The following is a 22,753-nucleotide window of genomic DNA, read 5'->3' on the forward strand; positions in this document are numbered from 1 at the left end:
GCCCTGGCCCGGCCGTCGGCGGGCTATGCGGCGGCAAGCCCCTGGACAGGCGACAGCCGTGCCGCACGCCGGGCAGGAATGACCGACGCCAGCAGGCCGGCGACCACGGCCACGGCCAGTACCCCCAACAACTGCAGCCAAGGGACGGAGGGTGTGACCTCGGCCAGGCTGCCGAGGGCGGACCGCGCCCCCAGCCAGCCATAGACGCTGCCCAGGACAGCACCAATCACTGCGGCGACGCCGGCCACCAGGGCTGCCTCAAGGGCCAGCATGCCCCGCAGCTGGCCTTTGGTAAGGCCCAGCGCCCGGAGCAGGGAGTTCTCCCTGGTCCGTTCGAGCACGGACAGCGACAGTGTATTGGCCACGCCGATCAGCGCGATCAGCACCGCCACCCCCAATAGGCCCGTGACCACTAGGAGCAGTACGTCGATGACCTCATTGAAGGTGACCCGCTCTATGGCGGCGCCGCTGACCGCACCCGCGGACACGCCTGCTGCCTGGGCAACAGCGGACTGGATGTCCTTGATCCGGTCTGCGGACAGCGGTGCGCCGCCGGGAGCGTCCGCCAGGCGCAGCCAGACGGCACTGGCCGCGGGGCCGGTGCCATCGGTCCGCGCACTGTCTGTTGGGGCAACGCCACTGCCCGTCAGGCCCGACTGGCGGGCGGTGTCGGTGGACACCAGGGCCGGGATGTTGTGGGTCCGCAGCACCACGGCTTCCAAGGTGGCCCGTCCGGCGGCGCCGTTGACCTCAACGGATCCGGCCGGGGAGCCTTCGGGCAGGTAGATCCTGCCCGGTTCAAGGGTAATAGTGGTGTCGCGGAGCAGCCGGCCGGCCTCCGCCGCGTCGAGGGCATAGACGGGGCTGTCCATGCCTTCGCCGGCCATGGTGCCTGCTACCGGCAGCAAGGCCGCAGTAGCGACGCCGTCGATCCGTGCTACTGCGTCACGCTCGAGGGCTGTCAGTGCACCCCCGGTGATGGCCATATCCACGGGGTAGGTACCGTCGAGGGCGTCATCAAACGCCTGGCGGGCAGTGGCAGCCCCGGTCATCATGAGGGACACCAGCGTGACGCCGATCAGGAGGGCGGCAGCGGTGACGGAAGTCCGGGCCGGGTTGCGGACGGCATTGAGTGCGGCCAGCTTCCCGGGGACGCCGGCAGGGGAGGCCAACCGTCCCGCCAGGCCCACCAGCTGCGGGACGAACAGGGTGGCGCAGAGCAGGACTCCGACGAAGGAGAGCACGCCGCCGGCGAAGGCCACCACCAGCATCACGCCCGCGGCGCCGAGGGCCAGCAACGGAATACCAAGGGCAAGGGCGGCAAGGCCCAGCACCAGTCGCACTCGGCCGCGCCGGTTCCCGATTCCGGCATCGTCAGCCGGCCGCAGGGCAGCAAGCGGAGCCACGGCCGTGGCAGCTTTCGCGGGAACCAGGGCGGCGCCCAGGGTCAGGAATGTGCCTACTGCCAGCCCCGCAATGACGGACGACGACGGGACGGCCATGGTGGCAAACGCCATGTCCGGCTGCGTCCCGGCCCAGCCGATCAGGGCAGCCATCAGGGCGACGGCGGCGAGCACACCAGCCGCAGAGGACACCAGGCCCACCACCAGGGCTTCGGCCAGGACCGAGTTGCGTACCTGGCTCCGGCACGCCCCCAGGCACCTGAGCAGCGCCAGTTCCCTGGTGCGTTGGGCCACCAGCACCGCGAAGGTGTTGGTCACCACCAGGCCGGAGACAATCAGGGCGACCCCGGCGAACGCCAGCAGGATGATTGTCAGTTCATCCTGGCCTCCGGTCATCATCGCCACCTGGGCGGTGACCTGTTCGTCTGCTGTTTTGACCTGCGCGCCTGCGCCGACGCCGGTGAGCGCCGCCAGCACGTTCTTGCTGGTTGTGGCGGCGTCGGTGCCTGAAGCCAGGGCCAACTGGATGGTCCCGTAGCCGGCGCCGGCGCCGGTACCACCTTGCGGGTCCCGGGCACCGGCTGCCAGGGCACTGACGGCCGGTGTCCCGGCGACGATCTGCGGGAGGGCAGAGGTGAAGGGGTCGTTGCTGCCGCGAAGGATCCCGGTGACGGTCATGGCCACGGTTGTGGCGCCGTCGGGGGCCCTGAGGGTCAGGGAGTCGCCGACGCGCAGCCCATAGCGGGCGGCGGCAGCCCTGTCCACCGCAACGCCGTCAGCACTCTCCGGGAGGGCGCCGTCGGTCACGGCCGCGGTTTCCAAGGCCATCGGCGCCAGGTTCCGGGCCTGCGCAAACACCTCCTGGCCGCCGGCGGTGAACTCGGCGTACGCCTCCATCCGGCCATAGGCCTCGGTCACGCCAGGTACCGCACGGACTGCTGCCAGGGCGGCATCATTGAAGGTTCCCGTGTCCGGGGTGGCGATGAGGCCGGCCTTGCTGTAAGCCTCTCCGAGGCTGGCACCCAGCGAAGCACGGGTACTCGCCCCCATCATCAGGGTGGTGGACAGGAACGCCACTGACAGCATCACCGCCAGGCCGACGGCAATGAACCGGCGGCTGTGGGACTGGAATTGCGAGAAGGCAACGCGCAGCACGATCAGCCTCCCAGCTTGCCGAGGGCAGCGAGGACGGACCCGGCGGTGGGCTCGGCGATCTCGCCCACCAGACCGCCGTCACTCATCAGGACCACGCGGTCGGCGTAGCTGGCCGCCACCGGATCGTGGGTGACCATGATGATCGTCTGGCCCATTTCCCGGCTGCTGCGGCGCAGCAGTGCCAGGACCTCGCCGCCGGCGGTCGAATCAAGGTTGCCGGTAGGTTCGTCCCCGAACACCACGTCGGGCCGGGTCAGCAGGGCCCGGGCCACGGCCACCCGCTGCTGTTGACCGCCGGAGAGCTCGTGCGGCCGGTGCCGGAGCCTGTCCTTAAGGCCAAGCGTGGCCACCACTGTGTCGAACCAGGCGGTGTCGGTGGCCTTGTTTGCCAATGCCAGCGGCAGCGTGATGTTCTGTTCGGCTGTCAGCGTCGGCACGAGGTTAAAGGCCTGGAAGACAAATCCGATCCTGTCGCGGCGAAGAGTGGTGAGCTGCTTGTCGTTCAGGGCCGTGATGTCCGTCCCGCCCACCAGGATCCGTCCGGAGTCCGCGGTGTCCAGGCCGGCGAGGCAGTGCATCAGGGTGGACTTTCCGGAGCCGGAAGGGCCCATTATTGCGGTGAAGCGGCCAGCATCGAATGTGACGCTGACCTCACGCAGGGCGCTGACGCGGGTGGCGCCGCGGCCGTACGTCTTGGCCAGGGAGAGGGCCTGCACGGCGGGAGCGGAGGTGATGTTTTGCCTGTTAAAAGCAGTATGGGCATGCGCGGAAGTTGTCATGTTTCCACGCTATGGCCGCACCCGGCGCCCGGGGATCGGCCGGTGGTCTGGTCCTGCCGGGGCCGGCCTCATACCCAGGTCTGAGACCACCGCGCCAGGCGTCAGCCCCCGGGAGTGACAACCCCGGTCTCGTAGGCGAGCACGACTGCCTGGACCCGGTCCCGTGCCCCAAGCTTGGCCAGGATGTGCCCTACATGCGTTTTGACGGTTGCTTCGGAGACAAACAGGTCTGCCGCGATCTCAGGGTTGGATCGCCCTTGTGCCATGAGGGTGAACACTTCGCGCTCGCGGGCTGTGAGCCGTTCGACGGCCTCGTGGTCCTCGGGCCGTTCGTTGCCGTGCGCGCGCAGCAGCGGAGCTACGTGGTCCAGGAGCCGGCGGGTGGTGGAGGGGGCGATGACGGCGTCCCCGCGGTGGACCGTGCGGATGGCTTCCAGCAGTTCCTCCGGCGGGGCGTCCTTCAGGAGGAAACCGCTGGCGCCGGCTTGGATGGCCGCCAGTGCGTACTCGTCCAGATCGAAGGTCGTGAGCACCACGACGCGAAGTTCAGCCCTGGCTGACCCGGCGGGGGCGGAAGCGGCGCGTTCGATAAGCCTGCGGGTGGCCTCGATGCCGTCCATTCCCGGCATGCGCACGTCCATCAGGACGACGTCGGCGGCTGCTGCTCCGAGGGCCTGGAGTGCCTCGAACCCGTTTCCGGCCTCGACCACGACGTCAAGGTCCGGCTGGGAGTTGATCAGCATGCTGAATCCCGAGCGCACCAGTTGCTGGTCATCGACCAGCGCCACTCGGATCGGAGCGGTTGTGTCGCGGTCTAGTGGCAATGTCATGCTCAAGCCTCGGTGTAGGGAAGGAAGGCCGAAACCTGGAAGCCCCCGCCCGCGGCCGGGCGGGCCGCCAACGAACCATCGTAAAGGCTGATCCGTTCCCGCATGCCCCGCAGCCCGTTACCGCCGTCTTCCCCGGCACCCACCGCCGGATGGGCAGCAGCGCCCCGGCCGTCGTCGTGCACTTCGAGCTGCAGCCCGCGTGGCTGCCACCGCACCAAAACCCGGGCCCGGGCCCGCGGACCTGCATGCTTGAGGACGTTCGTCAGGGATTCCTGGAGGACCCGGTATGCCGTGAGTTCGGCGCCCGGAGGCAGGGTGCGCCGCGGCGATCCCAGCCGTTCGACGTCCAGCGGCAGGCCGGCCGCACGGAACCCCAGGAACAGCTCATCGAGGTCCACAAGTCCGGGCAACGGGCGGGTGGTGGACTCATCGCCGTGCCGCAGCACACCCAGCAGCCGGCGCATTTCCGCCAACGATTCCCGTGCCGTGGCGGCGACGGTGGCAAGCGTTTCCGTGGCCACGGCAGGGTTGGCTGCCGCTGCGTATCGTGCACCGTCGGACTGGGTGATGATCACGGACAGGGAATGCGCCACGATGTCGTGCATCTCACGGGCAATGTGGGCGCGTTCATCGGCGGCGGCCAGGGAGCGTTCCTGCTGTTGTTCGGTTTCGAGCCGACGGGCACGGTCCGCGAGGGTCTGCAGTTGCTGACGGCGGACGCGTGTCAGGTCCCCGAGGGTCCAACTGAACAACACCAGCATCCAGATCAGTACGGTGTACACGGCACTAATGGTGAGGCCCAGCACGCCCGTTTGGGCCGTGCTGCTGAGGTTTCGGGTGGTCAGCAGCACGCCGCCCAGCAGGCCCAGGCCCAGGACCGACCGGCTGGCCCGGGCAGGACCGTAGGCGGCAACGGCATAGATGATCAGCGGAACAGCCATCAATCCCGCCAGGGGCTCCAGCCCGGATGCCCATAACGCCAGAGATGCCACCACAATGGCGCCCGCCGCGGGCACCGGCCGGGTGCGTCGCCATGCCAGCGGCACCACCAGTGCGCTCGACAGCACGAAGTGCCAGGGTCGGTCCGCGATGAGGTACACCGGGCCGCAGAAAAGCAGGAGCGCCAGCATGAGGACCAGGTCCACCCGGAAGGTGTTGACCCGGAGCCAGTGATAAGCCTTGTGCCGTAATTCCACCCCGAAACTCTATGCTGATGCGGTGGCGGGTGCCTCATGCCTGGGGCTGATCGCTGTACACGTCCGGGACTCCAACGCCGCCGACGGACCCGGTGTCCGGAATATGGGACGGCTTGACCAGCATATGGATGGTCTGGCTACCCTGAAGACATGAGCGCATCCTCCATCGATCTTGCAGTTATTCCCGGCGACGGCATCGGCCCCGAGGTCATTGCCGAGGCCCTTAAAGTCCTGGAAAAGGCTGTTGCGGCGGAGGGCGTGGAGCTCAAGCCCACGCATTACGAGCTCGGCGCCGAGCACTGGCTTCGCACCGGCGAGACCCTGCCGGACGACGTCCTGGCCGACCTGAAGACCCGCGACGCCATCCTCTTCGGCGCGGTGGGCGCCGCCCCCGGCGACACCCGGATCCCGTCCGGCATCATCGAGCGTGAGCTGCTCCTCAAGCTCCGGTTCAGCCTGGACCACTACGTCAACCTGCGGCCTTCCCGGCTTTACGGTACCGTCGGCAGCCCCCTGGCCAACCCCGGCACCATCGACTTCATCGTGGTCCGCGAAGGCACCGAAGGGCCCTACGTCGGGAACGGCGGCACCCTGCGTGCGGGCACCCCGCACGAGGTAGCCACCGAAGTTTCCCTGAACACCGCCCACGGCGTGGAGCGCGTGGTCCGTGACGCCTTCCGACGCGCCAGCGCGCGGGAACGCAAGCACGTCACCCTGGTGCACAAACACAACGTCCTGGTCTTCGCCGGCCACCTCTGGAAGCGCACCGTCGAAGCCGTCGCCCAGGAATTCCCGGACGTCACTCACGACTACCTGCACGTGGACGCCGCCACGATCTTCATGGTCACGGACCCGTCCCGCTTCGATGTCATCGTCACGGACAATCTGTTCGGCGACATCATCACCGACCTCGCCGCTGCCATCACCGGCGGCATCGGCCTGGCCGCCTCCGGCAACATCAACATGGACCGCACCGCGCCGTCCATGTTCGAACCGGTCCACGGTTCCGCGCCGGACATCGCCGGCCAGGGCAAGGCAGATCCCACCGCGGCGATCCTCTCCGCGGCCCTCCTGCTGGACCACCTGGGCTACACGGACGCCGCCCGCAGGATTGAAGCTGCCGTGGTTGCCGACGTCGAAAAGCGTGACGGCACCGCACGCAGCACCACGGCCGTGGGCGACGCCATCACCGCCGGCCTTTAGCCCGCGCCGGGGCATCCGGCATCGGGCGTAAGCTTGTCTCGAATCACCAAATGCCGCCCCGCCGTTCAGCGCTGAACGAGGTGGCGGCCGATCGTGGAGGAACCATGACCCAGACCGCCCATGGCGTCGAATTCACCCGGCAGCCTTCGGCCAACCCGAAGTCCGCCGAAGAGCGTGCAGCTATCCTGGCAAACCCGGGATTCGGCAACTACTTCACCGACCACACCGCCATCGTGGACTACAGCGTGGACGCGGACGGCAACGGCGGCTGGCACGATGCCCGTATCGAACCCTACGGTCCGATCGTCCTGGATCCTTCCGCCGCCGTCTTCCACTACGGCCAGGAGATCTTCGAAGGGTTGAAGGCCTACCGCCACGCGGACGGGTCCATCTGGACCTTCCGCCCGGAGGCGAACGCGGCGCGGCTGAACAAATCCGCCCGCCGTCTGGCCCTTCCGGAACTGCCGGCCGAGTACTTCCTCGGCGCCATCCGCGAACTGGTGGCAGTGGACAAGGAGTGGGTCCCCTCCGGCGACGGCGAGGCCCTGTACCTGCGGCCGTTCATGATCGCCACCGAGGCCTTCCTGGGCGTCCGCGCCGCCCGCGAGGTGTCCTTCCGGGTGATCGCCTCGCCTGCCGGCAACTACTTCGGCGGCGAGCTCAAGCCCGTGTCCATCTGGATCTCCCGGCAGTATGCCCGCGCCGGCCGTGGCGGCACCGGCGACGCCAAGTGCGGCGGCAACTACGCGGCTTCGCTGATCGCGCAGCAGGAGGCCGAGGCCAACGGGTGCAAGCAGGTCCTGTTCCTTGACCAGGCCAACGACAACGCCGTGGAAGAACTGGGCGGCATGAACGTGTTCTTCGTCATGAAGGACGGCTCGCTGGTAACGCCCGCGCTCACCGGGACCATCCTGGAAGGCGTCACCCGGATGTCCGTCATCCAGGTGGCCAAGGACATGGGCCGCGAGGTTTCCGAGCGGAAGATCACCCTTGACGAGTGGCGTGACGGCGTGGCCTCCGGTGACATCACCGAAGTGTTCGCCTGCGGCACGGCAGCCGTCATCACTCCCATCGGAGTCCTCAAGGACGCCACCGAGTTCATCGGTTCCGAGGACGCCAAGGCGGGGGAGACCACCATGGCCATCCGCGAAAAGCTCTTGGGCATCCAGACGGGCACGGAGCCGGACACCCACGGCTGGCTGACCCGCCTGGCATAGCCTGGCAGTTTTCAATGTACGACGGCGCCTGCCGGACTTGGGTCCGGCAGGCGCCGTCCTGCGTTCCGGCCAACAGGCATTCCTGGGCTGGTTCGCAGATCCTGACCTTGAAGGCGTGGTTGTGCGAACAAGCTGCTGACTGTTGCGGGGTGGATGCCGGCACACCGACGCGCTGCGGGGCTGGGGTGGGGCAGCGCCGGATGCAAGGATGGACCGGTGACTTCAGTTTCCGGCCCCCGGCTGCAGCGCAGCTCCGGGCTCACACAGTTCATCCTGGCACCCAACCCCGGCCCCATGAGCCTGGACGGCACCAACTCCTACCTCGTGCGTGCCCCCGGCCATTCCTCCGTGGTGGTCGTGGATCCCGGTCCCCGGGACGAAACGCACCTGAACGCACTGGCCGGGACCGCCGCCGTCGAACTGATTTTGGTGACCCACCGGCACGCGGACCATACGGCGGGTTCCGCCCGCCTGCATGAATTGACGGGCGCGCCGGTCCGGGCGGCGGAGCCCGGCCACTGCCACGGCGGGGGAGTGCCGCTGGTCCATGGAGAGGTGATCCAGGCCGCAGGGCTGGAGATCGTCGTCCTGGCCACGCCCGGCCACACCTCAGACTCCGTCTGTTTCCACCTGCCTGCGGACGGGGACCATGGATCGGTGCTGACGGGCGACACCGTCCTTGGCCGCGGCACCACCGTCCTGGATTATCCGGACGGCACGCTGGGCGACTACCTGGCATCCCTGGACCGGCTCGAAGCGCTGGGGCCCGCAACCGTCCTCCCGGCCCACGGCCCGGTGCTGCCCTCCCTTGAAGCCATCGCACGGGACTACCGGACACACCGGGAAGAACGGCTGGCGCAGATCCGCGCCGCGCTGGACCGGCTGGGCCAGGATGCAGCCGCGGGGGAAGTGGCCGACGCCGTCTATTCCGACGTCGAGCCTTCCGTGCGGCGTGCCGCCGAGCTGTCCGTGGCCGCGCAGCTGTCCTACCTGCGCGGCGGCGGCAGCGCGGGCCAGGCGGCACCGGCGGGACGGTAGGGTAGGAGCCATGCGTATTGCCAGGTTTGTAGTCGATTCCGATCCCCTGTACGGCGTTGTGGAAGGTGAACCGGGCAGTGAGGAAATCACTGTCATCCACGGCGACCCCTTCTTCCATGGCGTGGAGCGCACATCCGTGCGCCACAAGCTGGAGGACGTCCGGCTGCTGGCGCCGATCATCCCGCGGAGCAAGGTGATCGGCGTTGGCCGGAACTTCGTGGATCACGCCCATGAACTCGGCAACGAGGTCCCCGCCCAGCCGCTGCTCTTCCTGAAGCCCAACACCGCAGTCGTGGGCCCCAACGACCCCGTGGTGCTGCCGGAGTTCTCCGAAGAGGTCTCCTTCGAAGCTGAACTCTGCGTGGTGATCGGCCGGATCTGCAAGGACGTGCCGGAAGACCGCGTGGACGATGTCATCTTCGGCTACACGTGCGGCAACGACCTCACGGCCCGCGACGTCCAGAAAACGGACCTGCAGTGGACCCGCGCCAAGGGCTTCGACACCTCCGCGCCGCTGGGGCCCTGGATCGAGACCGACCTGGACACGGAGGACCTGCGGATCCAGGGCAGGCTCAACGGTGAAGTGCGCCAGGACGGCAGCACCAGCCAGATGATCCGCGGCGTGCGCGAACTGGTGTCGGTGGTATCGCAGGCGTTTACCCTGCTGCCGGGCGACGTGATCATGACCGGCACGCCCGCCGGCGTGGGCCTGGTCAAGGAGGGCGACCGCTTCGAGGTGGAAATCGAGGGCATCGGACGGCTTTCCAACCCCATCGTCCGCCGCTAGGCCTGTCCGGCCGGCGGAAGGCCGGACCCGGCCAGGCGGGTAAAGTTGAAGCCACTATGACTATCGCTTCTTCGTCACCCGCCGCAGCCATTCCGCCCGTTACCGCCGAGACGCCCGTCCGGGTCCGTTTCTGCCCGTCGCCCACGGGTACCCCGCACGTTGGACTGATCCGGACGGCCCTGTTCAACTGGGCCTACGCGCGCCACACCAAGGGCACGCTGGTTTTCCGCATCGAGGACACGGACGCGGCGCGGGACAGCGAGGAAAGCTACCACCAGCTGCTCGACGCATTGAAGTGGCTGGGCATCGACTGGGACGAGGGCGTTGAGGTCGGCGGCCCGCACGAGCCGTACCGGCAGTCCCAGCGCGGCGACATCTACCAGGACGTCATCAAGCGGCTGCATGACGGCGGGTTCATCTACGAGTCCTTCTCCACCCCGGAGGAGATCGAGGCGCGCCACCGCGCGGCCGGGCGGGACCCGAAGCTTGGCTACGACGGCTTTGACCGGCACCTGACGGAGGAGCAGCTGGCGCAGTACCGGGCGGAGGGCCGGCAGGCTGTCCTCCGCCTGCGCATGCCGGACGAGGACATCACGTTCACCGACCTGGTCCGCGGCGACATCACGTTCAAGGCCGGTTCCGTCCCTGACTTCGCCGTGGTGCGGGCCAACGGTGCTCCGCTCTACACGCTGGTCAACCCGGTGGACGACGCTCTGATGGGCATCACCCATGTGCTGCGCGGCGAGGACCTGCTCAGCTCCACGCCCCGCCAGATCGCCCTGTACCGGGCGCTGTACGCCATCGGCGTCGCCGAGTACATGCCGGAGTTCGGCCACCTTCCCTACGTCATGGGCCAGGGCAACAAGAAGCTGTCCAAGCGCGACCCCGAGTCCAGCCTGTTCCTGCACCGGGAGCGGGGCTTCATCCCGGAAGGGCTGCTGAACTACCTGTCCCTGCTGGGCTGGTCCCTCAGCGCGGACGAGGACATCTTTACGGTGGAGCAGCTTGTGGAGCACTTTGACGTCCACGACGTCCTGGCCAACCCGGCCCGCTTCGACCTGAAGAAGGCCGAGGCCATCAACGGCACCCACGTCCGGATGCTCGAGCCCAAGGTGTTCCGTGACCGCGTTGCGCACTACCTGCGCGAGGCAGGCCTGGTGGGGGAGATCCTGACAGACCGCGAAGAGGAAATCGTCACCGAGGCGGCGCCGCTGATCCAGGAACGCATCACGCTCCTGGGCGAAGCCCCGGACATGCTGGCGTTCCTGTTCAAGGCCGATGACGCCATCGACATCGCCGACGACGCACGCAAAGGCCTTCCCGCCAACCTTCCCGAGGTCCTTGATGCCGCCATCGCCGCGCTGGAACCGGTGGCGGAATGGACGCCGGACAACATCCAGGCCGCACTCAAGCAGGCCCTGGTGGAGGACATGGGCATCAAGCCGAGGCTTGCCTTCGGCCCGGTGCGCACGGCCGTTTCCGGCCGCCGCGTGTCGCCGCCGCTGTTTGAGTCCATGGTGATCCTGGGCAAGGAGTCCTCCCTGCGCCGGCTCCGCGCCTTCCGCGGCTGATGACCGCTCCCAGCCAAGCGGCCCGAGCCGGCATACTGGAGACACCTTTCGGCCGTGTCCGGGGCGTCCTGTTCGACATTGACGACACCCTGGTGGACCTCGAGTATTCGATGACCACCGCGCTGCGCGAGGTCAGCGAACACCTCCTGCCCGGACTGGACCAGGCCGGGTGGGAGCGGTTCGGCCGCATCTTCACCCACGAGACCACCCACTTCTACGACCGCTACCTGGCCGGCGAGCTGACGTTCAACGAACAACGCCTGCTCCGCGGGCGTGCGGCACTGGGACACTTCGGCGTTGACCTGGGCGAGGGCGAGGAGTCGCACCGGTGGCTGGCGGCCTACATGGAGAAGCAGCCCGCGTACGTGAAGCCGTTCCCCGATGTGCTGCCCCTCCTGGACGTCCTGGACAATGCGGGAGTGCCCTACGGCGCCGTGAGCAACAACGTCCATGACTACCAGCGCGCCAAGTTGGACGGGGCCGGGCTGGAGCGGATCACGCACCTGGTGGGCACGGACACGCTTGGCGTGGCCAAGCCCGATCCGGCCATGTACCTTGAGGGCGTCCGGCTGCTGGGCACTGCCCCGGGCGAAACGCTGTACGTGGGCGATAACCGGCTGCTGGATGCGGAGGGTTCGACGGCGGCAGGGCTGCTGGGCGTCTGGCTGAACCGCATGGGTGAGGTTGTGGAGGGCTTCGAGGGCAGCATGGTTGCTTCCCTGGAGGAACTGCTGGCCTAACCGGACCAGCCGGCCACATAGGCGTTGCAGGCCGGGACCGCGGCCCCCCTTTTTGCAGGGCCGCGGTCCCGGCCTGTCTGCGTCAGCTGTCAGGGGGCCCGCAGGCCCGCGGCACGGCGGCGCAGGAGCAGGTAGGCCGCGACGGCGGCGGCCACGAGCAGCGCGATCAGCAGCAGGGCGATGCCCGGGTTGTCCAGCCAGGACGACGGCGACACTGCCGCCACTTTCGTGTGCAGCTCCTGCGTGCCGGCAGCGATTTTCGCGTTGCCGTCCGCCAGCTTGCCGGCGCCTTCCGCCAGTTTGCCGGAACCGTCGTCCAGCCGGCCGTTGCCATCGGCCAGCTGACCTGATCCTTCGGCGAGCCGTGCGGACCCCGATTCCAGTTGGCCCGTCCCACTGCTGAGCTTGACGGTTCCGTCGGAGAGGGCTTCCGTTCCCGCCAGCAGGCCCGGGTTCGCCGGGTCGCCGCCGCCGTTGATGCCCGCGCTGAGCCGGGTGGTGCCGTCCTGGAGGTTGTTGGCGGCGTAGATCAGGCCGGGACGGTCGGGGTCGCCCGGCACACCGTCCATCCCCACCCGGATCTTCGCCGTCCCCTCGGCCAGCATCGACGTGCCCAGCACCACGCCCGGGTTCTGCGGATCCGTCGCATTGAGCTTTTCCGCCAGGGTGGCAAAGCCCGCCTTCAACCGTCCGGCGCCGTCGTTCAACTCGCCGGCTCCCGTGGCCAGCCTGCCCGTTCCGGTCTTCAGCTGCCCGGCGCCGTCGTCCAGGGCCCCGGCCCCGCCGTTGACCTTTGCTGCACCGGCGTCAAGCTGTACCGCCCCGGCATAGGCCCTCCGGCCGCCGTCGGCCAGCTTGGCTATCTGGTCCTTGATCACTGCAAGGGGTACCAGGCCCTGCGGTCCGTTCGCTGCCGCTTCGAGCTGGTCCAGTCCCTGGCTGAGTGCGGCGAGCCCGTCGCCCTGTGCGGGGTCGTTGCCGGCACCCGGGTAACCCTTGAGCCGGTTTGCTCCGGCTGCCAGCTGGCCGGTGCCGTCCTTCAGCGCTGCGGTCCCGCTGCGCAGCTTGGTGGCGCCGGCATCAAGATCGCCGGCACCTGCGGCGAGCTGGCCCGTGCCTGCAGCGATCCGGCCCGCGCCGTCAGCAAGGTTGTTGGGTGCGTTTCCGGATGCGGTTGGGGTCAGCGCAGCGGAAAGAGCGACGGCGCCGGACTGAAGCTTCCGTGCGCCGTTGTCCACCTGGTAGATACCCGGTACCAGCTTGTTCAGCACATCATTCTGCAGCTTGGTGGTACCGGCGTGCAGCTTGTCCACCCCTGGTGCCAGCTGGTCGCGGACTCCGGAGAAGATCCGGCCGGCCCCCGACTGCAGGGCCGCGGCGCCGGCATTCAATTCGCTGCTGCCGTCCCTGACCTTGTTCGAGCCGTCCTTCACCTGCGCCGCGCCTATGTTCGCGGCCCCTGCTCCTGCTGCCAGCTGGCCCGAACCGTCTTTGAGTTGGTTGGCCCCCGCGGCAGCCTGCTCTGCTCCGTCCATCAGCTGCGCGGCACCGTTGGCGATCTGGCCCGTGAGGAAGGTATAAAACGCAAGGAAAAGAGCCAGCAGCAGGGACAGTGCCGTGATGGCGATGGATTGGGACCGGGTTTTGGGCTTGGCTGTTGCGATGGATTCTGTGCGGGTTGTCAACGCTGACACTTCCTAACTGGGCCACCGGGCGACGCTGCCCGGTGGTCGAAACCGTTGGTGGGAGGGCCATCCTGTTTCCTCGTGGGGGTGCCCGGATAGCGGGACGGGAAGTTGTTACTGATGGGTAACTTACTCGAGGGTAACCATACGGCGGGAGCGTGGGCAAGGGCCTGCATGGAGAAGTCCATGCGGCTGCCGGCGACTTCGTCGATCCCGATTTGTGCGAGCCGAAAGTCTCGGGTAAAGTAATTTCTCGTGCTGAGGCGCACGGAGCAGGGAAAAAGCCCTGAAAACCGGCCCGAAAGTGCCATTGGGATATGGTGTAATTGGCAACACTACGGTTTCTGGTACCGTCATTCTAGGTTCGAGTCCTGGTATCCCAGCTCTGATTTGAAAGCTGGCTTCAGCTGGAATTCAGTAGGTTTCCACTCGGTTCGCCGATTTGAAACCACGGCAAAGTGTGTGAAATACTCACTGAGCTTGAGCGGCGGAAACGCTGCCGGAAGTACTCTGGCCCCATCGTATAGCGGCCTAGTACGCCGCCCTCTCACGGCGGTAACGCGGGTTCGAATCCCGCTGGGGTCACCATCGAAATGGTCCCGGGCATTAGCCCGGGGCCATTTTTTATGAGCATCAGGCCGGTTCCCCTCCAGCCGGACGAGACCGCCTGCCGTTTCGAAGGAAACCGTCCTGCTGCGGGGGAATTCCCTGCTGGGGACGACACGCGGTGGAACTTCGCGCCCCCTACTCAACTGGCATGATGTAGCTGTGACCTCCCATGACGAGCACGGCCGCCCCATCCCGCCGGTGCCGCACGCCATGGCGGCAGTGACCCTGCTGGAGGAGATCCGCAGCGGCCTGGACGATGTGCTGCTGCCGCTCGCGCTGCCGGGCGCGGACCAGGCACGCCGCGAAACGTCGGCCGCGAGGGCGCAGCTGGACGACTACATCCTTCCGCGGTACCGGAGCCTGGACGCCCCCTTGCTTGCCGTCGTCGGCGGTTCCACCGGTGCCGGCAAATCCACCCTGGTGAACGGGCTCGTGGGGCATCCCGTCACGCGTGCCGGGGCCATCCGCCCCACTACCCGCCAGCCCATCCTGCTGCACAACCCCGCAGAGGGAACATGGTTTGAAGGGCAGCGGGTCCTGCCCGGGCTAAGCCGGATCCGCGGTACCCTCGCCGGCAGTCCGGCCGCCGCGGGCGCCATGCCGGAGCCGCGCGACGCCGCTTCGCTGGTGCTGCTGGCCGATCCGGCGGTTCCGGCCGGCATCGCACTCCTTGACGCCCCGGACGTTGACTCCATTTCCGACCAAAACCGCCTGCTGGCCGGCCAACTGCTGGCCGCCGCGGACTTGTGGGTGTTTGTCACCACAGCCAACCGGTACGCGGACGCCGTTCCCTGGAAGCTCCTCCTGGACGCGGCGGCGCGGGACATTACTGTGGCAGTGGTGCTGGACCGGGTGCCGCCGGGCGCGCAGGCGGAGGTAAGCGAGGACCTCCGCGGCCTGCTCGAACGGGAGGGGCTCGGTGGGAGCCGGCTGTTCATCATCGCCGAGACGGTCCTTGATCCGCACGGCATGCTGCCTCCCGGCGCTGTCAATGAGCTGCGGGACTGGCTTGGTGCCCTGGCCGCCGATGCTGCCGGCCGGGCCGCCGTCGCACGGCGGACCCTGAATGGAACCGTCCGCGCCCTGGCCCATCGGATTCCGGATATCGCAGGCGCCGTCCGTGAGCAGGAGCTGGCCGGCTCGCGACTTGAGGCCGACGCCTTGGCGGCTTACGCGGATGCCGCCAAGCGGATCCTTGATGCCACCCGCGACGGTGCACTCCTCCGGGGCGAAGTGCTGGCCCGGTGGCAGGATTTTGTGGGCACCGGTGAATTCTTCCGCGCCCTTGAGCAGAATGTGGGGCGGTTCCGGGACAGGCTGGGGGCCTTCTTCCGCGGTGAACCGGCACCGGCCGTCGGGGTTGAGTCGGCCATCGAAACGGGGCTTCAGGCCGTCATTGTGGACGAGGCCGCCAACGCAGCGGAGGACACCGACCAGCGGTGGCGCTCAGACCCCGCGGGGCGGCAGCTGCTGGGTCCGGACGACCTGTCGGGGACGGCGCCCGGGTTCGCCGAACGGGCAGCAGCGGAAATCCGGGCGTGGCAGGAAGCCCTGATGGAGCTGATCCGGACGGAAGGCCAGGGACGGCGGACGCAGGCCCGGTGGCTGTCCTTTGGCATCAACGGCCTCGGCGCCGCGCTGATGATCGTGGTGTTTTCGATGACTGCGGGCCTGACCGGACTGGAGATCGGCGTGGCGGGCGGAACCGCCGTCGTGGGCCAGCGCCTGCTGGAAGCGGTGTTCGGCGAGGACGCCGTGCGCCGCATGGCTGATAAAGCCCGTGAAGATCTGGCCGCGCGGTGCCGGCGCCTGCTGGCAGACGAGCAGGAGAAGTTCCTGCAGCGGCTGCCGGAAGGCAATCCCGCCCTCGCACAACGCCTTGCTGCGCAGGCCGGGGAACTGGCCCGGCTGGCGGAGAGCGCGTGAGCCGCCACGGCGGGGCACACGCGTCCTCCAAACTGGACGCCCGGCTCCAGGCGCTCCAGGACGCCCGGGAGCTGGGGGAGGGGGTCCTGCCGGACCAGGCGCTGCAGGACGTGTTCGACGTCCTGGAGCGCGCAAGTTCCCGCCGTTCCTTGTCCGGCGACCACACCGTGGTGGGATTTTTCGGGGCCACCGGAAGCGGCAAGTCCTCCCTCTTCAACGCGGTCAGCGGCGCGGAGATCGCGACGGCGGCGGCCCGCCGTCCGACGACATCGGAACCACTGGCAGGTGTTTGGGGAGCGGCAGGCAGCGAAGCCCTCCTCGACTGGCTGGAAGTGGGAAACCGGCATCACGCCGCGCCGGTGGACGGCTTCGCCGACGAACAGAGGGGGCTGATCCTGCTCGATCTGCCTGACTTCGACTCCACCCATGCAGCCAACCGCGAGATCGTGCAGCGGATGGTGGGGATGGTGGACGTCCTGGTGTGGGTGCTGGACCCGCAGAAGTATGCCGACGCTGCCGTCCACCATGGGTTCCTGGCGCCGCACGCTTCGCACGGGGCCGTCACGCTTGTGGTCCTGAACCAGGTGGACCGGCTCCCGGAACACGATGTGCAGCCCGTGCTCGACTCGCTGCACGCAATCCTTGCAGGTGAAGGGCTGGGACAGGTGCGGGTCCTCCCTTCATCGGCGGTGACGGGGGCGGGGATCGGGGAAGTGCGGGCGGCGATCCGGAAGGTGGCCGTCCAGCGCCAGGCCCAGTCCCGGCGGCTGGAGGCGGATATCACTAAGGCCGGGCAGGACCTGCGGCAGGCTTCCGGGGACGGCGACGCCGCAGGGGTCCGGCCGGCCGCCAGGTCCCGGCTCGCGGGCGAACTGGCTGTGGCAGCGAACGTGCCTGCCGTGGTGCGGGCCGTCGGCCAGTCCTACCGGCTGGAGTCCGTCCGGCGCACCGGCTGGCCCGTCACCCGCTGGCTCTCCAGGTTCCGCCCGGACCCGCTGCGCCGCCTCAATCTCCGCAGGGATTCACCTGCCGGGCTGAACCGGACCTCCCTGCCAGCCGCCGGCGCGCCGGAGCGGGCCCGGACGGACGCTGCCGTCAGGGAATTTGCGGACGCGGCCAGCGAGGGGGCTCCGGGACCCTGGCGGGCAGCGATTAGGGGGAGGGCCAGGGCCGGCCGGGACCGGCTGCCCGACGCCCTGGACCAGGCCATCGCCGGGACCGACATCGGGGCCAACCGCAAGGCGTGGTGGTGGGGTGCCTTCAACGTGGTTCAGTGGCTGGCGCTGCTGACGGTGCTGGGCGGCCTGGGCTGGCTTGGCGTCCTGGCCGGACTGGCCTACCTGCAGCTGCCGGTGCCCGAAGTTCCACGCGCGGAAGGCTGGCCGGTACCCACCCTGATGATCGCCTTCGGCCTGGTGCTGGGGATATTTTTGGCGGTCACCGGCCGTTTCATTGCGTCCGGTGCTGCCCGGGCGCGGGCTGCAAGGGCACGACGGCGGCTGAACAGCGCTGTGGCAGCGGCGGCGCAGGAGCTGGTGGTGGCGCCCGTGGAGGAGGAGATTGCCAGGCTGGCAGCCTTCAACAAGGCGCTGAAGAAGGCCATGGGGCCGTAGGGCTGCTACCGGCCCATAATGACCTAGCCGCCCGCCAGGGCGGCCGCGGCGTCCCGGACCTTGATGAGGGTGCGCAGGTTGCGGGTGGTGGTTGCGGCCTTGAACTTCGTTTTCGCGCTGATCTTGCTGAAGGGGCTGTCCAGTGTCCCTCCCGCCGGGGCCAGCCAGGCAAGCGCTTCGGGCCCCAGCCGCTGCTGGTCCTGGCTTTCAAGGGCTGACCCGGCCGCCTCCAGTTCGTCAAGGACGGCGGTGTCCGAGGACAGGGTGATATAGGTGTGGGTGGACCTGTCGTCGTCCGGGTAGGGGCAGCCATCCACCAGTTGGGCCACCCGCCCGGCGTCCAGGACCACAACCCACGCTTCATAGCCAAAGGCGGCCCGGAGGCACTTTTCGCATTCCTGTTTGACCGCTGCCGCGTCCAGGGTGCTGCTGAGCACCACGTTTCCGCTGGCCAGCAGGGTCTTTGCGTCCGTGAAGCCGCAGGATTTCAGCGCGTCCCGCAGGTCCGCCATCTTGATATTGATCCCGCCCACGTTGATGCCGCGGAGGAACACCGCATAGCTGCCCATGGGCACAGCCTAGCGGCCGGAGCCCCGGTGGGGCCGGCAGGAGCCTAGTCGTTGTTCTTGCGGAGGGCCTCGGTGAGGATGCGCCCGGCATTGCAGACAACTTCGGCGTGCAGGCGGCCGGGCTGGCGGGTCAGCCGCTCAATGGGACCGGAAATGGAGACGGCGGCAATCACCCTGCCGGACGGACCCCTCACCGGTGCCGAAACGGAGGCGACCCCCGGCTCACGCTCGCCAAGGCTCTGTCCCCAGCCCCGGCGTCGTACTCCTGCCAGGACGGTCGGCGTGAAACGGGCCGACTGCAGGCCCTCGAGGAGCCTGTCGTGATCCTCCCAGGCGAGCAGGACCTGCGCGGCAGAGCCGGCCTTCATGGACAACTGCGTGCCCACGGGAATGGTGTCGCGCAGGCCGATGGGGCGCTCCGCGGAGGCGACGCATACGCGCCAGTCACCCTGCCTGCGGAAGATCTGGGCGCTTTCGCCGGTGGCATCGCGCAGTTGCATGAGTACGGGCCCGGCCGAGGCGATCAGGCGGTCTTCCCCGGCGGCGGAGGCAAGCTCCACAAGCCTGCTGCCGAGCACGAACCGGCCCTGGATGTCTCGGCTGACCAGCCGGTGGTGCACCAGCGCTAAAGCGAGGCGGTGGACAGTGGGCCGGGCCAGGCCGGTGGCGGCTACCAGCTGCGCCAGCGTGGTGGGGCCGGCCTCAAGGGCATCGAGCACCTGGGCCGCTTTATCAATGACACCGACTCCACTAGAATTGTCCATGTAATGATATTGCCGTCTCAATATCTGAGATGCAAATCTTTCGGCTGGCGCAGCGCGGAGCCGTCCTGATTCAGTTGGATCAATCAGCCAAACAGCAGTGAAGGGAGATGGCCATGGCAAAGACATTGGCCGAGAAAGTCTGGGACGCACATGTGGTGCGCAAAGGTGACGGCGATGGTGCCAACGCCCAGCCGGACCTTCTGTACATCGACCTTCACCTGGTCCACGAAGTCACGTCCCCGCAGGCGTTCGAAGGCCTGCGGCTGGCCGGCCGCAAGCTGCGCCGGCCGGACCTGACCATTGCCACCGAGGACCACAACACCCCCACGCTGGACATCGACAAACCGATTGCCGACCTGACCAGCCGCACCCAGATCCAGACCCTGCGCAACAACTGCGCGGAGTTCGGCGTCCGGCTGCACAGCCTGGGCGATGCCGAGCAGGGCATCGTGCACGTGGTGGGCCCGCAGCTGGGCCTCACCCAGCCCGGCATGACGGTGGTCTGCGGCGACTCGCATACATCCACCCACGGCGCTTTCGGTGCGCTGGCCATGGGCATCGGCACCTCCGAGGTGGAGCACGTCATGGCCACCCAGACCCTGTCCCTGAAGCCGTTCAAGACCATGGCCATCAACGTCGAGGGCACACTGCGTCCCGGCGTGACCGCCAAGGACATCATCCTCGCCGTGATCGCCAAGATCGGCACCGGCGGCGGTCAGGGCTACGTCCTGGAATACCGCGGGTCGGCGATCCGCGCCCTGTCCATGGAAGCGCGCATGACCATCTGCAACATGTCCATCGAAGCCGGCGCCCGCGCCGGCATGGTGGCCCCGGACGAAACCACCTACGAGTACATGAAGGGCCGCCCCCACGCGCCGGAAGGCGAGGACTGGGACGCCGCCGTGGAGTACTGGAATACGCTGCGTACCGACGACGACGCCACCTTCGACGTGCAGGTTGACCTGGACGCCAACACCCTGGAGCCGTTCGTCACCTGGGGCACCAACCCCGGCCAGGGCGTGTCCCTGTCCGAGTCCGTTCCGTCACCCGGGGACTTCGGTGACGAAAACGCCAAGGCCGCTGCCGAGCGCGCCCTGCAGTACATGGGACTCGAAGCCGGCACGCCCATGAAGGACATCCGCGTGGACACCGTCTTCCTGGGCTCCTGCACCAACTCCCGGATGGAGGACCTGCGTGCCGCTGCCGACATCATCCGCGGCCGGCAAAAGGATCCGAACATCCGGATGCTGGTGGTCCCCGGCTCTGCCCGCGTCCGGCTGGAAGCCGAGGCCGAGGGCCTGGACAAGGTCTTCAAGGACTTCGGTGCTGAGTGGCGCTTTGCCGGCTGCTCCATGTGCCTGGGCATGAACCCGGACCAGCTGGAGGTGGGGGAGCGTTGCGCCTCAACCTCCAACCGAAACTTCGAAGGCCGGCAGGGCAAGGGTGGCCGCACCCACCTGGTCTCCCCGGTGGTGGCCGCAGCCACGGCAGTACGGGGCACGCTCAGCTCTCCATCGGACCTTGACCCGGCTCCCGAACCCGCCGCCATCCGCATCGACGCAGCCTAGGACAGCACAAATGGAAAAGTTCACCAAGCACACCGGTATCGGCGTCCCGCTGCGCCAGAGCAACGTCGACACCGACCAGATCATCCCCGCGGTCTACCTCAAGCGGATCACCCGGACCGGCTTCGAGGACGCGCTCTTCTCCGCCTGGCGCAAGGACCCCTCCTTCATCCTGAACCAGGAGCCCTACAACGCGGGATCGGTCCTGGTGGCAGGCCCCGATTTCGGCACCGGTTCCTCCCGTGAACACGCGGTCTGGGCGCTGAAGGACTACGGTTTCAAAGCCGTCCTGTCCTCCCGGTTCGCCGATATCTTCCGCGGCAACTCGGGCAAGCAGGGACTTCTGGCCGCGCAGGTTGCGCAGGACGACATCGAGCTCATCTGGAAGGAACTCGAAAACGCCCCGGGAACCCAGGTCACGGTGGACCTCGAGTCCAAGACCGTCGTCTGCGGCAACATCGTGGCGCCGTTCGACATCGACGACTACACCCGCTGGCGGCTCCTGGAAGGCCTCGACGACATCGGGCTGACCCTCCAGCACGAAGCCGACATCACCGCCTACGAGGCGACCCGCCAGGCGTTCAAGCCCAAGACCCTGCCGGCGAAGCTTTCCTAGCCCCGGGGCCACCATCCCGGCGGCGTGGCGCAGCGGGCGAAGGCCGCGCCACGCCCCGCCGCCGGTACCCCCTTATTTCGGTTCGGTAACGCGACCTCCTATGCTTGGTTGGAGCCTTTGCAAGGTTTTGGGGGCTAGTGATCGTGAGGAAACCGGTATATGAGTAGTGTTCTGACAATCCGCGGCGGTGTCCCGCTTACAGGCCGCGTCAGCGTCCGTGGGGCAAAGAATCTTGTCCCCAAGGCAATGGTGGCGGCGTTGCTGGGCAACGAACCCTCGGTGTTGCGGAACGTGCCGGAGATCAAGGACGTGGAGGTGGTCACCTCCCTGCTGCAGCTGCATGGGGTGACCGTGGAGAAGGACCCGGTCAACGGTGACCTCACCCTCGATCCCAAGGCCGCAAAGACGGCGCCGAGCACCGCGATCGATGCCCATGCCGGTGACTCCCGCATCCCCATCCTGCTGTGCGGACCGCTGATCCATGCCATTGGCGAAGCCTTCATTCCCGACCTGGGCGGCTGCAAGATCGGCGACCGTCCCATCGACTACCACCTGGATGTCCTGCGCCAGTTCGGTGCCGTCGTGGAGAAGCGCCCCGGTGGCATCCACATCTCTGCACCCAAGGGCCTGCACGGCGCCAAGATCTCGCTGCCGTACCCGTCCGTGGGCGCCACCGAGCAGGTCCTGCTGAGCGCCACCCGCGCGGAAGGCATCACGGAGCTGTCCGGCGCGGCCACCGAGCCGGAAATCATCGACCTTATCGCCGTGCTGCAGAAAATGGGCGCCATCATCAGCGTGCAGACGGACCGGACCATCCGCATCGAGGGTGTCCGTGACCTCGGCGGCTACAACCACCGTGCCCTCTCGGACCGCAACGAATCGGCGTCCTGGGCTTCGGCCGCACTGGTGACCCGCGGCGACATCTTCGTTGAAGGCGCATCCCAGCGCGACATGATGACGTTCCTGAACACCTACCGCAAGGTGGGCGGCGGAATGGACATCGGCGAGGACGGCATCCGGTTCTACCACAAGGGCGGAAAGCTGAACCCGCTGGTCCTTGAAACGGATGTCCACCCCGGCTTCATGACGGACTGGCAGCAGCCCCTGGTGGTTGCGCTGACCCAGGCCGAGGGCGTATCGATCGTGCACGAGACGGTGTATGAGAACCGTTTTGGCTTCACCGACGCCCTGATCCGCATGGGCGCCAGCATCCAGGTGCACCGGGAATGCCTGGGCAGTGTCCCGTGCCGGTTCGGCCAGCGCAACTTCCTGCACTCCGCGGTGATTTCCGGACCCACCCAGCTCAAGGGAACCGACATTGATGTCCCCGACCTGCGCGGCGGGTTCAGCCACCTGATTGCCGCCCTGGCCGCCACCGGAACGTCCCGGGTCACCGGCATCGACATCATCAACCGGGGCTACGAGCGGTTCACGGAAAAGCTCGCCGGCCTTGGGGCCGACTTCGACATCACCACCACGAAGTAGCG

Annotated in this window: 18 protein-coding genes and 2 tRNA genes; 13 read left to right on the forward strand and 7 right to left on the reverse strand. The window is 68.0% G+C overall.

The genetic code is table 11. The features are described 5' to 3' along the window. Positions 1-23 precede the first annotated feature (23 nt). The 4 genes from AC6JAM_RS16860 to AC6JAM_RS16875 form a co-directional block, all read right to left on the reverse strand. Positions 24-2,558, reverse strand: coding sequence for an FtsX-like permease family protein (locus AC6JAM_RS16860; protein WP_497935295.1), 2,535 nt, complete (start codon positions 2,556-2,558; stop codon positions 24-26). 2 nt (positions 2,559-2,560) lie between these two features. Then, positions 2,561-3,337, reverse strand: a complete 777-nt coding sequence (locus tag AC6JAM_RS16865) for an ABC transporter ATP-binding protein (RefSeq protein WP_056387913.1) — start codon at positions 3,335-3,337, stop codon at positions 2,561-2,563. A 101-nt stretch (positions 3,338-3,438) separates the two neighbouring features. Next, positions 3,439-4,167, reverse strand: a complete 729-nt coding sequence (locus AC6JAM_RS16870) for a response regulator (protein ID WP_186447731.1) — start codon at positions 4,165-4,167, stop codon at positions 3,439-3,441. 2 nt (positions 4,168-4,169) lie between these two features. Beyond that, positions 4,170-5,363, reverse strand: a complete 1,194-nt coding sequence (locus AC6JAM_RS16875; RefSeq protein WP_056387910.1) for a sensor histidine kinase — start codon at positions 5,361-5,363, stop codon at positions 4,170-4,172. A gap of 150 nt (positions 5,364-5,513) precedes the next feature. Here AC6JAM_RS16875 and AC6JAM_RS16880 point away from each other — a divergent pair, with 150 nt between their 5' ends. The 6 genes from AC6JAM_RS16880 to AC6JAM_RS16905 all read left to right on the forward strand — a co-directional run bounded on the left by AC6JAM_RS16880 (position 5,514) and on the right by AC6JAM_RS16905 (position 11,919). Continuing rightward, entirely contained in the window at positions 5,514-6,566 is a 1,053-nt protein-coding gene (locus tag AC6JAM_RS16880; RefSeq protein WP_018768329.1) for a 3-isopropylmalate dehydrogenase, read from the forward strand. A gap of 104 nt (positions 6,567-6,670) precedes the next feature. Then, a complete protein-coding gene (locus tag AC6JAM_RS16885; protein ID WP_018768328.1) occupies positions 6,671-7,783 on the forward strand; it encodes a branched-chain amino acid aminotransferase in 1,113 nt (370 codons plus the stop codon). A gap of 216 nt (positions 7,784-7,999) precedes the next feature. Then, positions 8,000-8,821, forward strand: coding sequence for an MBL fold metallo-hydrolase (locus tag AC6JAM_RS16890; RefSeq protein WP_497935296.1), 822 nt, complete (start codon positions 8,000-8,002; stop codon positions 8,819-8,821). A gap of 10 nt (positions 8,822-8,831) precedes the next feature. Next, a complete protein-coding gene (locus AC6JAM_RS16895; RefSeq protein WP_018768326.1) occupies positions 8,832-9,608 on the forward strand; it encodes a fumarylacetoacetate hydrolase family protein in 777 nt (258 codons plus the stop codon). 56 nt (positions 9,609-9,664) lie between these two features. Further along, positions 9,665-11,179, forward strand: coding sequence for a glutamate--tRNA ligase (gltX, locus tag AC6JAM_RS16900; RefSeq protein WP_018768325.1), 1,515 nt, complete (start codon positions 9,665-9,667; stop codon positions 11,177-11,179). Next, the gene (locus AC6JAM_RS16905; protein WP_018768324.1) at positions 11,179-11,919 is read left to right on the forward strand and encodes an HAD family hydrolase; all 741 of its coding nucleotides are present in this window, start codon (positions 11,179-11,181) and stop codon (positions 11,917-11,919) included. The genes gltX and AC6JAM_RS16905 overlap by 1 nt, the downstream gene beginning before the upstream one ends. Before the next feature lie 89 nt (positions 11,920-12,008). Here the strand turns inward: AC6JAM_RS16905 and AC6JAM_RS16910 are convergent, their stop codons facing one another. After that, complete coding sequence (locus AC6JAM_RS16910; protein ID WP_497935297.1) at positions 12,009-13,604, reverse strand: hypothetical protein; 1,596 nt, start codon at positions 13,602-13,604, stop codon at positions 12,009-12,011. A gap of 311 nt (positions 13,605-13,915) precedes the next feature. Here AC6JAM_RS16910 and AC6JAM_RS16915 point away from each other — a divergent pair. The 4 genes from AC6JAM_RS16915 (at position 13,916) to AC6JAM_RS16930 (ending at position 17,752) form a co-directional block, all read left to right on the forward strand. After that, positions 13,916-13,987 (forward strand) — tRNA-Gln (locus AC6JAM_RS16915). Positions 13,988-14,116: 129 nt separating this feature from the next. Next, a tRNA-Glu gene (locus tag AC6JAM_RS16920) sits at positions 14,117-14,192 on the forward strand. A 180-nt stretch (positions 14,193-14,372) separates the two neighbouring features. Continuing rightward, positions 14,373-16,139 carry a dynamin family protein gene (locus tag AC6JAM_RS16925; protein WP_497935298.1) on the forward strand — a complete coding sequence of 589 codons (1,767 nt, stop codon included), beginning with the start codon at positions 14,373-14,375 and terminating at the stop codon, positions 16,137-16,139. Continuing rightward, entirely contained in the window at positions 16,136-17,752 is a 1,617-nt protein-coding gene (locus AC6JAM_RS16930) for a GTPase (protein WP_497935299.1), read from the forward strand. The genes AC6JAM_RS16925 and AC6JAM_RS16930 overlap by 4 nt, the downstream gene beginning before the upstream one ends. 23 nt (positions 17,753-17,775) lie before the next feature. Here AC6JAM_RS16930 and AC6JAM_RS16935 read toward each other — a convergent pair whose 3' ends face one another. Further along, entirely contained in the window at positions 17,776-18,321 is a 546-nt protein-coding gene (locus AC6JAM_RS16935) for a DUF1697 domain-containing protein (RefSeq protein ID WP_056387902.1), read from the reverse strand. Positions 18,322-18,365: 44 nt separating this feature from the next. Then, positions 18,366-19,085 carry an IclR family transcriptional regulator gene (locus AC6JAM_RS16940; protein ID WP_009356552.1) on the reverse strand — a complete coding sequence of 240 codons (720 nt, stop codon included), beginning with the start codon at positions 19,083-19,085 and terminating at the stop codon, positions 18,366-18,368. 113 nt (positions 19,086-19,198) lie between these two features. Here AC6JAM_RS16940 and leuC point away from each other — a divergent pair, with 113 nt between their 5' ends. The 3 genes from leuC to murA all read left to right on the forward strand — a co-directional run bounded on the left by leuC (position 19,199) and on the right by murA (position 22,751). After that, on the forward strand, positions 19,199-20,653 hold the full coding sequence (gene leuC / locus AC6JAM_RS16945) for a 3-isopropylmalate dehydratase large subunit (protein WP_026265621.1): 1,455 nt from the start codon (positions 19,199-19,201) through the stop codon (positions 20,651-20,653). A gap of 10 nt (positions 20,654-20,663) precedes the next feature. Continuing rightward, positions 20,664-21,266, forward strand: a complete 603-nt coding sequence (leuD, locus tag AC6JAM_RS16950) for a 3-isopropylmalate dehydratase small subunit (protein ID WP_018768318.1) — start codon at positions 20,664-20,666, stop codon at positions 21,264-21,266. Between the two features lie 159 nt (positions 21,267-21,425). Continuing rightward, positions 21,426-22,751 (forward strand): UDP-N-acetylglucosamine 1-carboxyvinyltransferase, encoded by a 1,326-nt coding sequence (gene murA, locus AC6JAM_RS16955; protein WP_026265620.1) that lies wholly within the window; start codon positions 21,426-21,428, stop codon positions 22,749-22,751. The last annotated feature ends 2 nt before the right edge of the window (positions 22,752-22,753 follow it).

This window comes from Arthrobacter sp. GmRoot5-12, assembly GCF_059739365.1.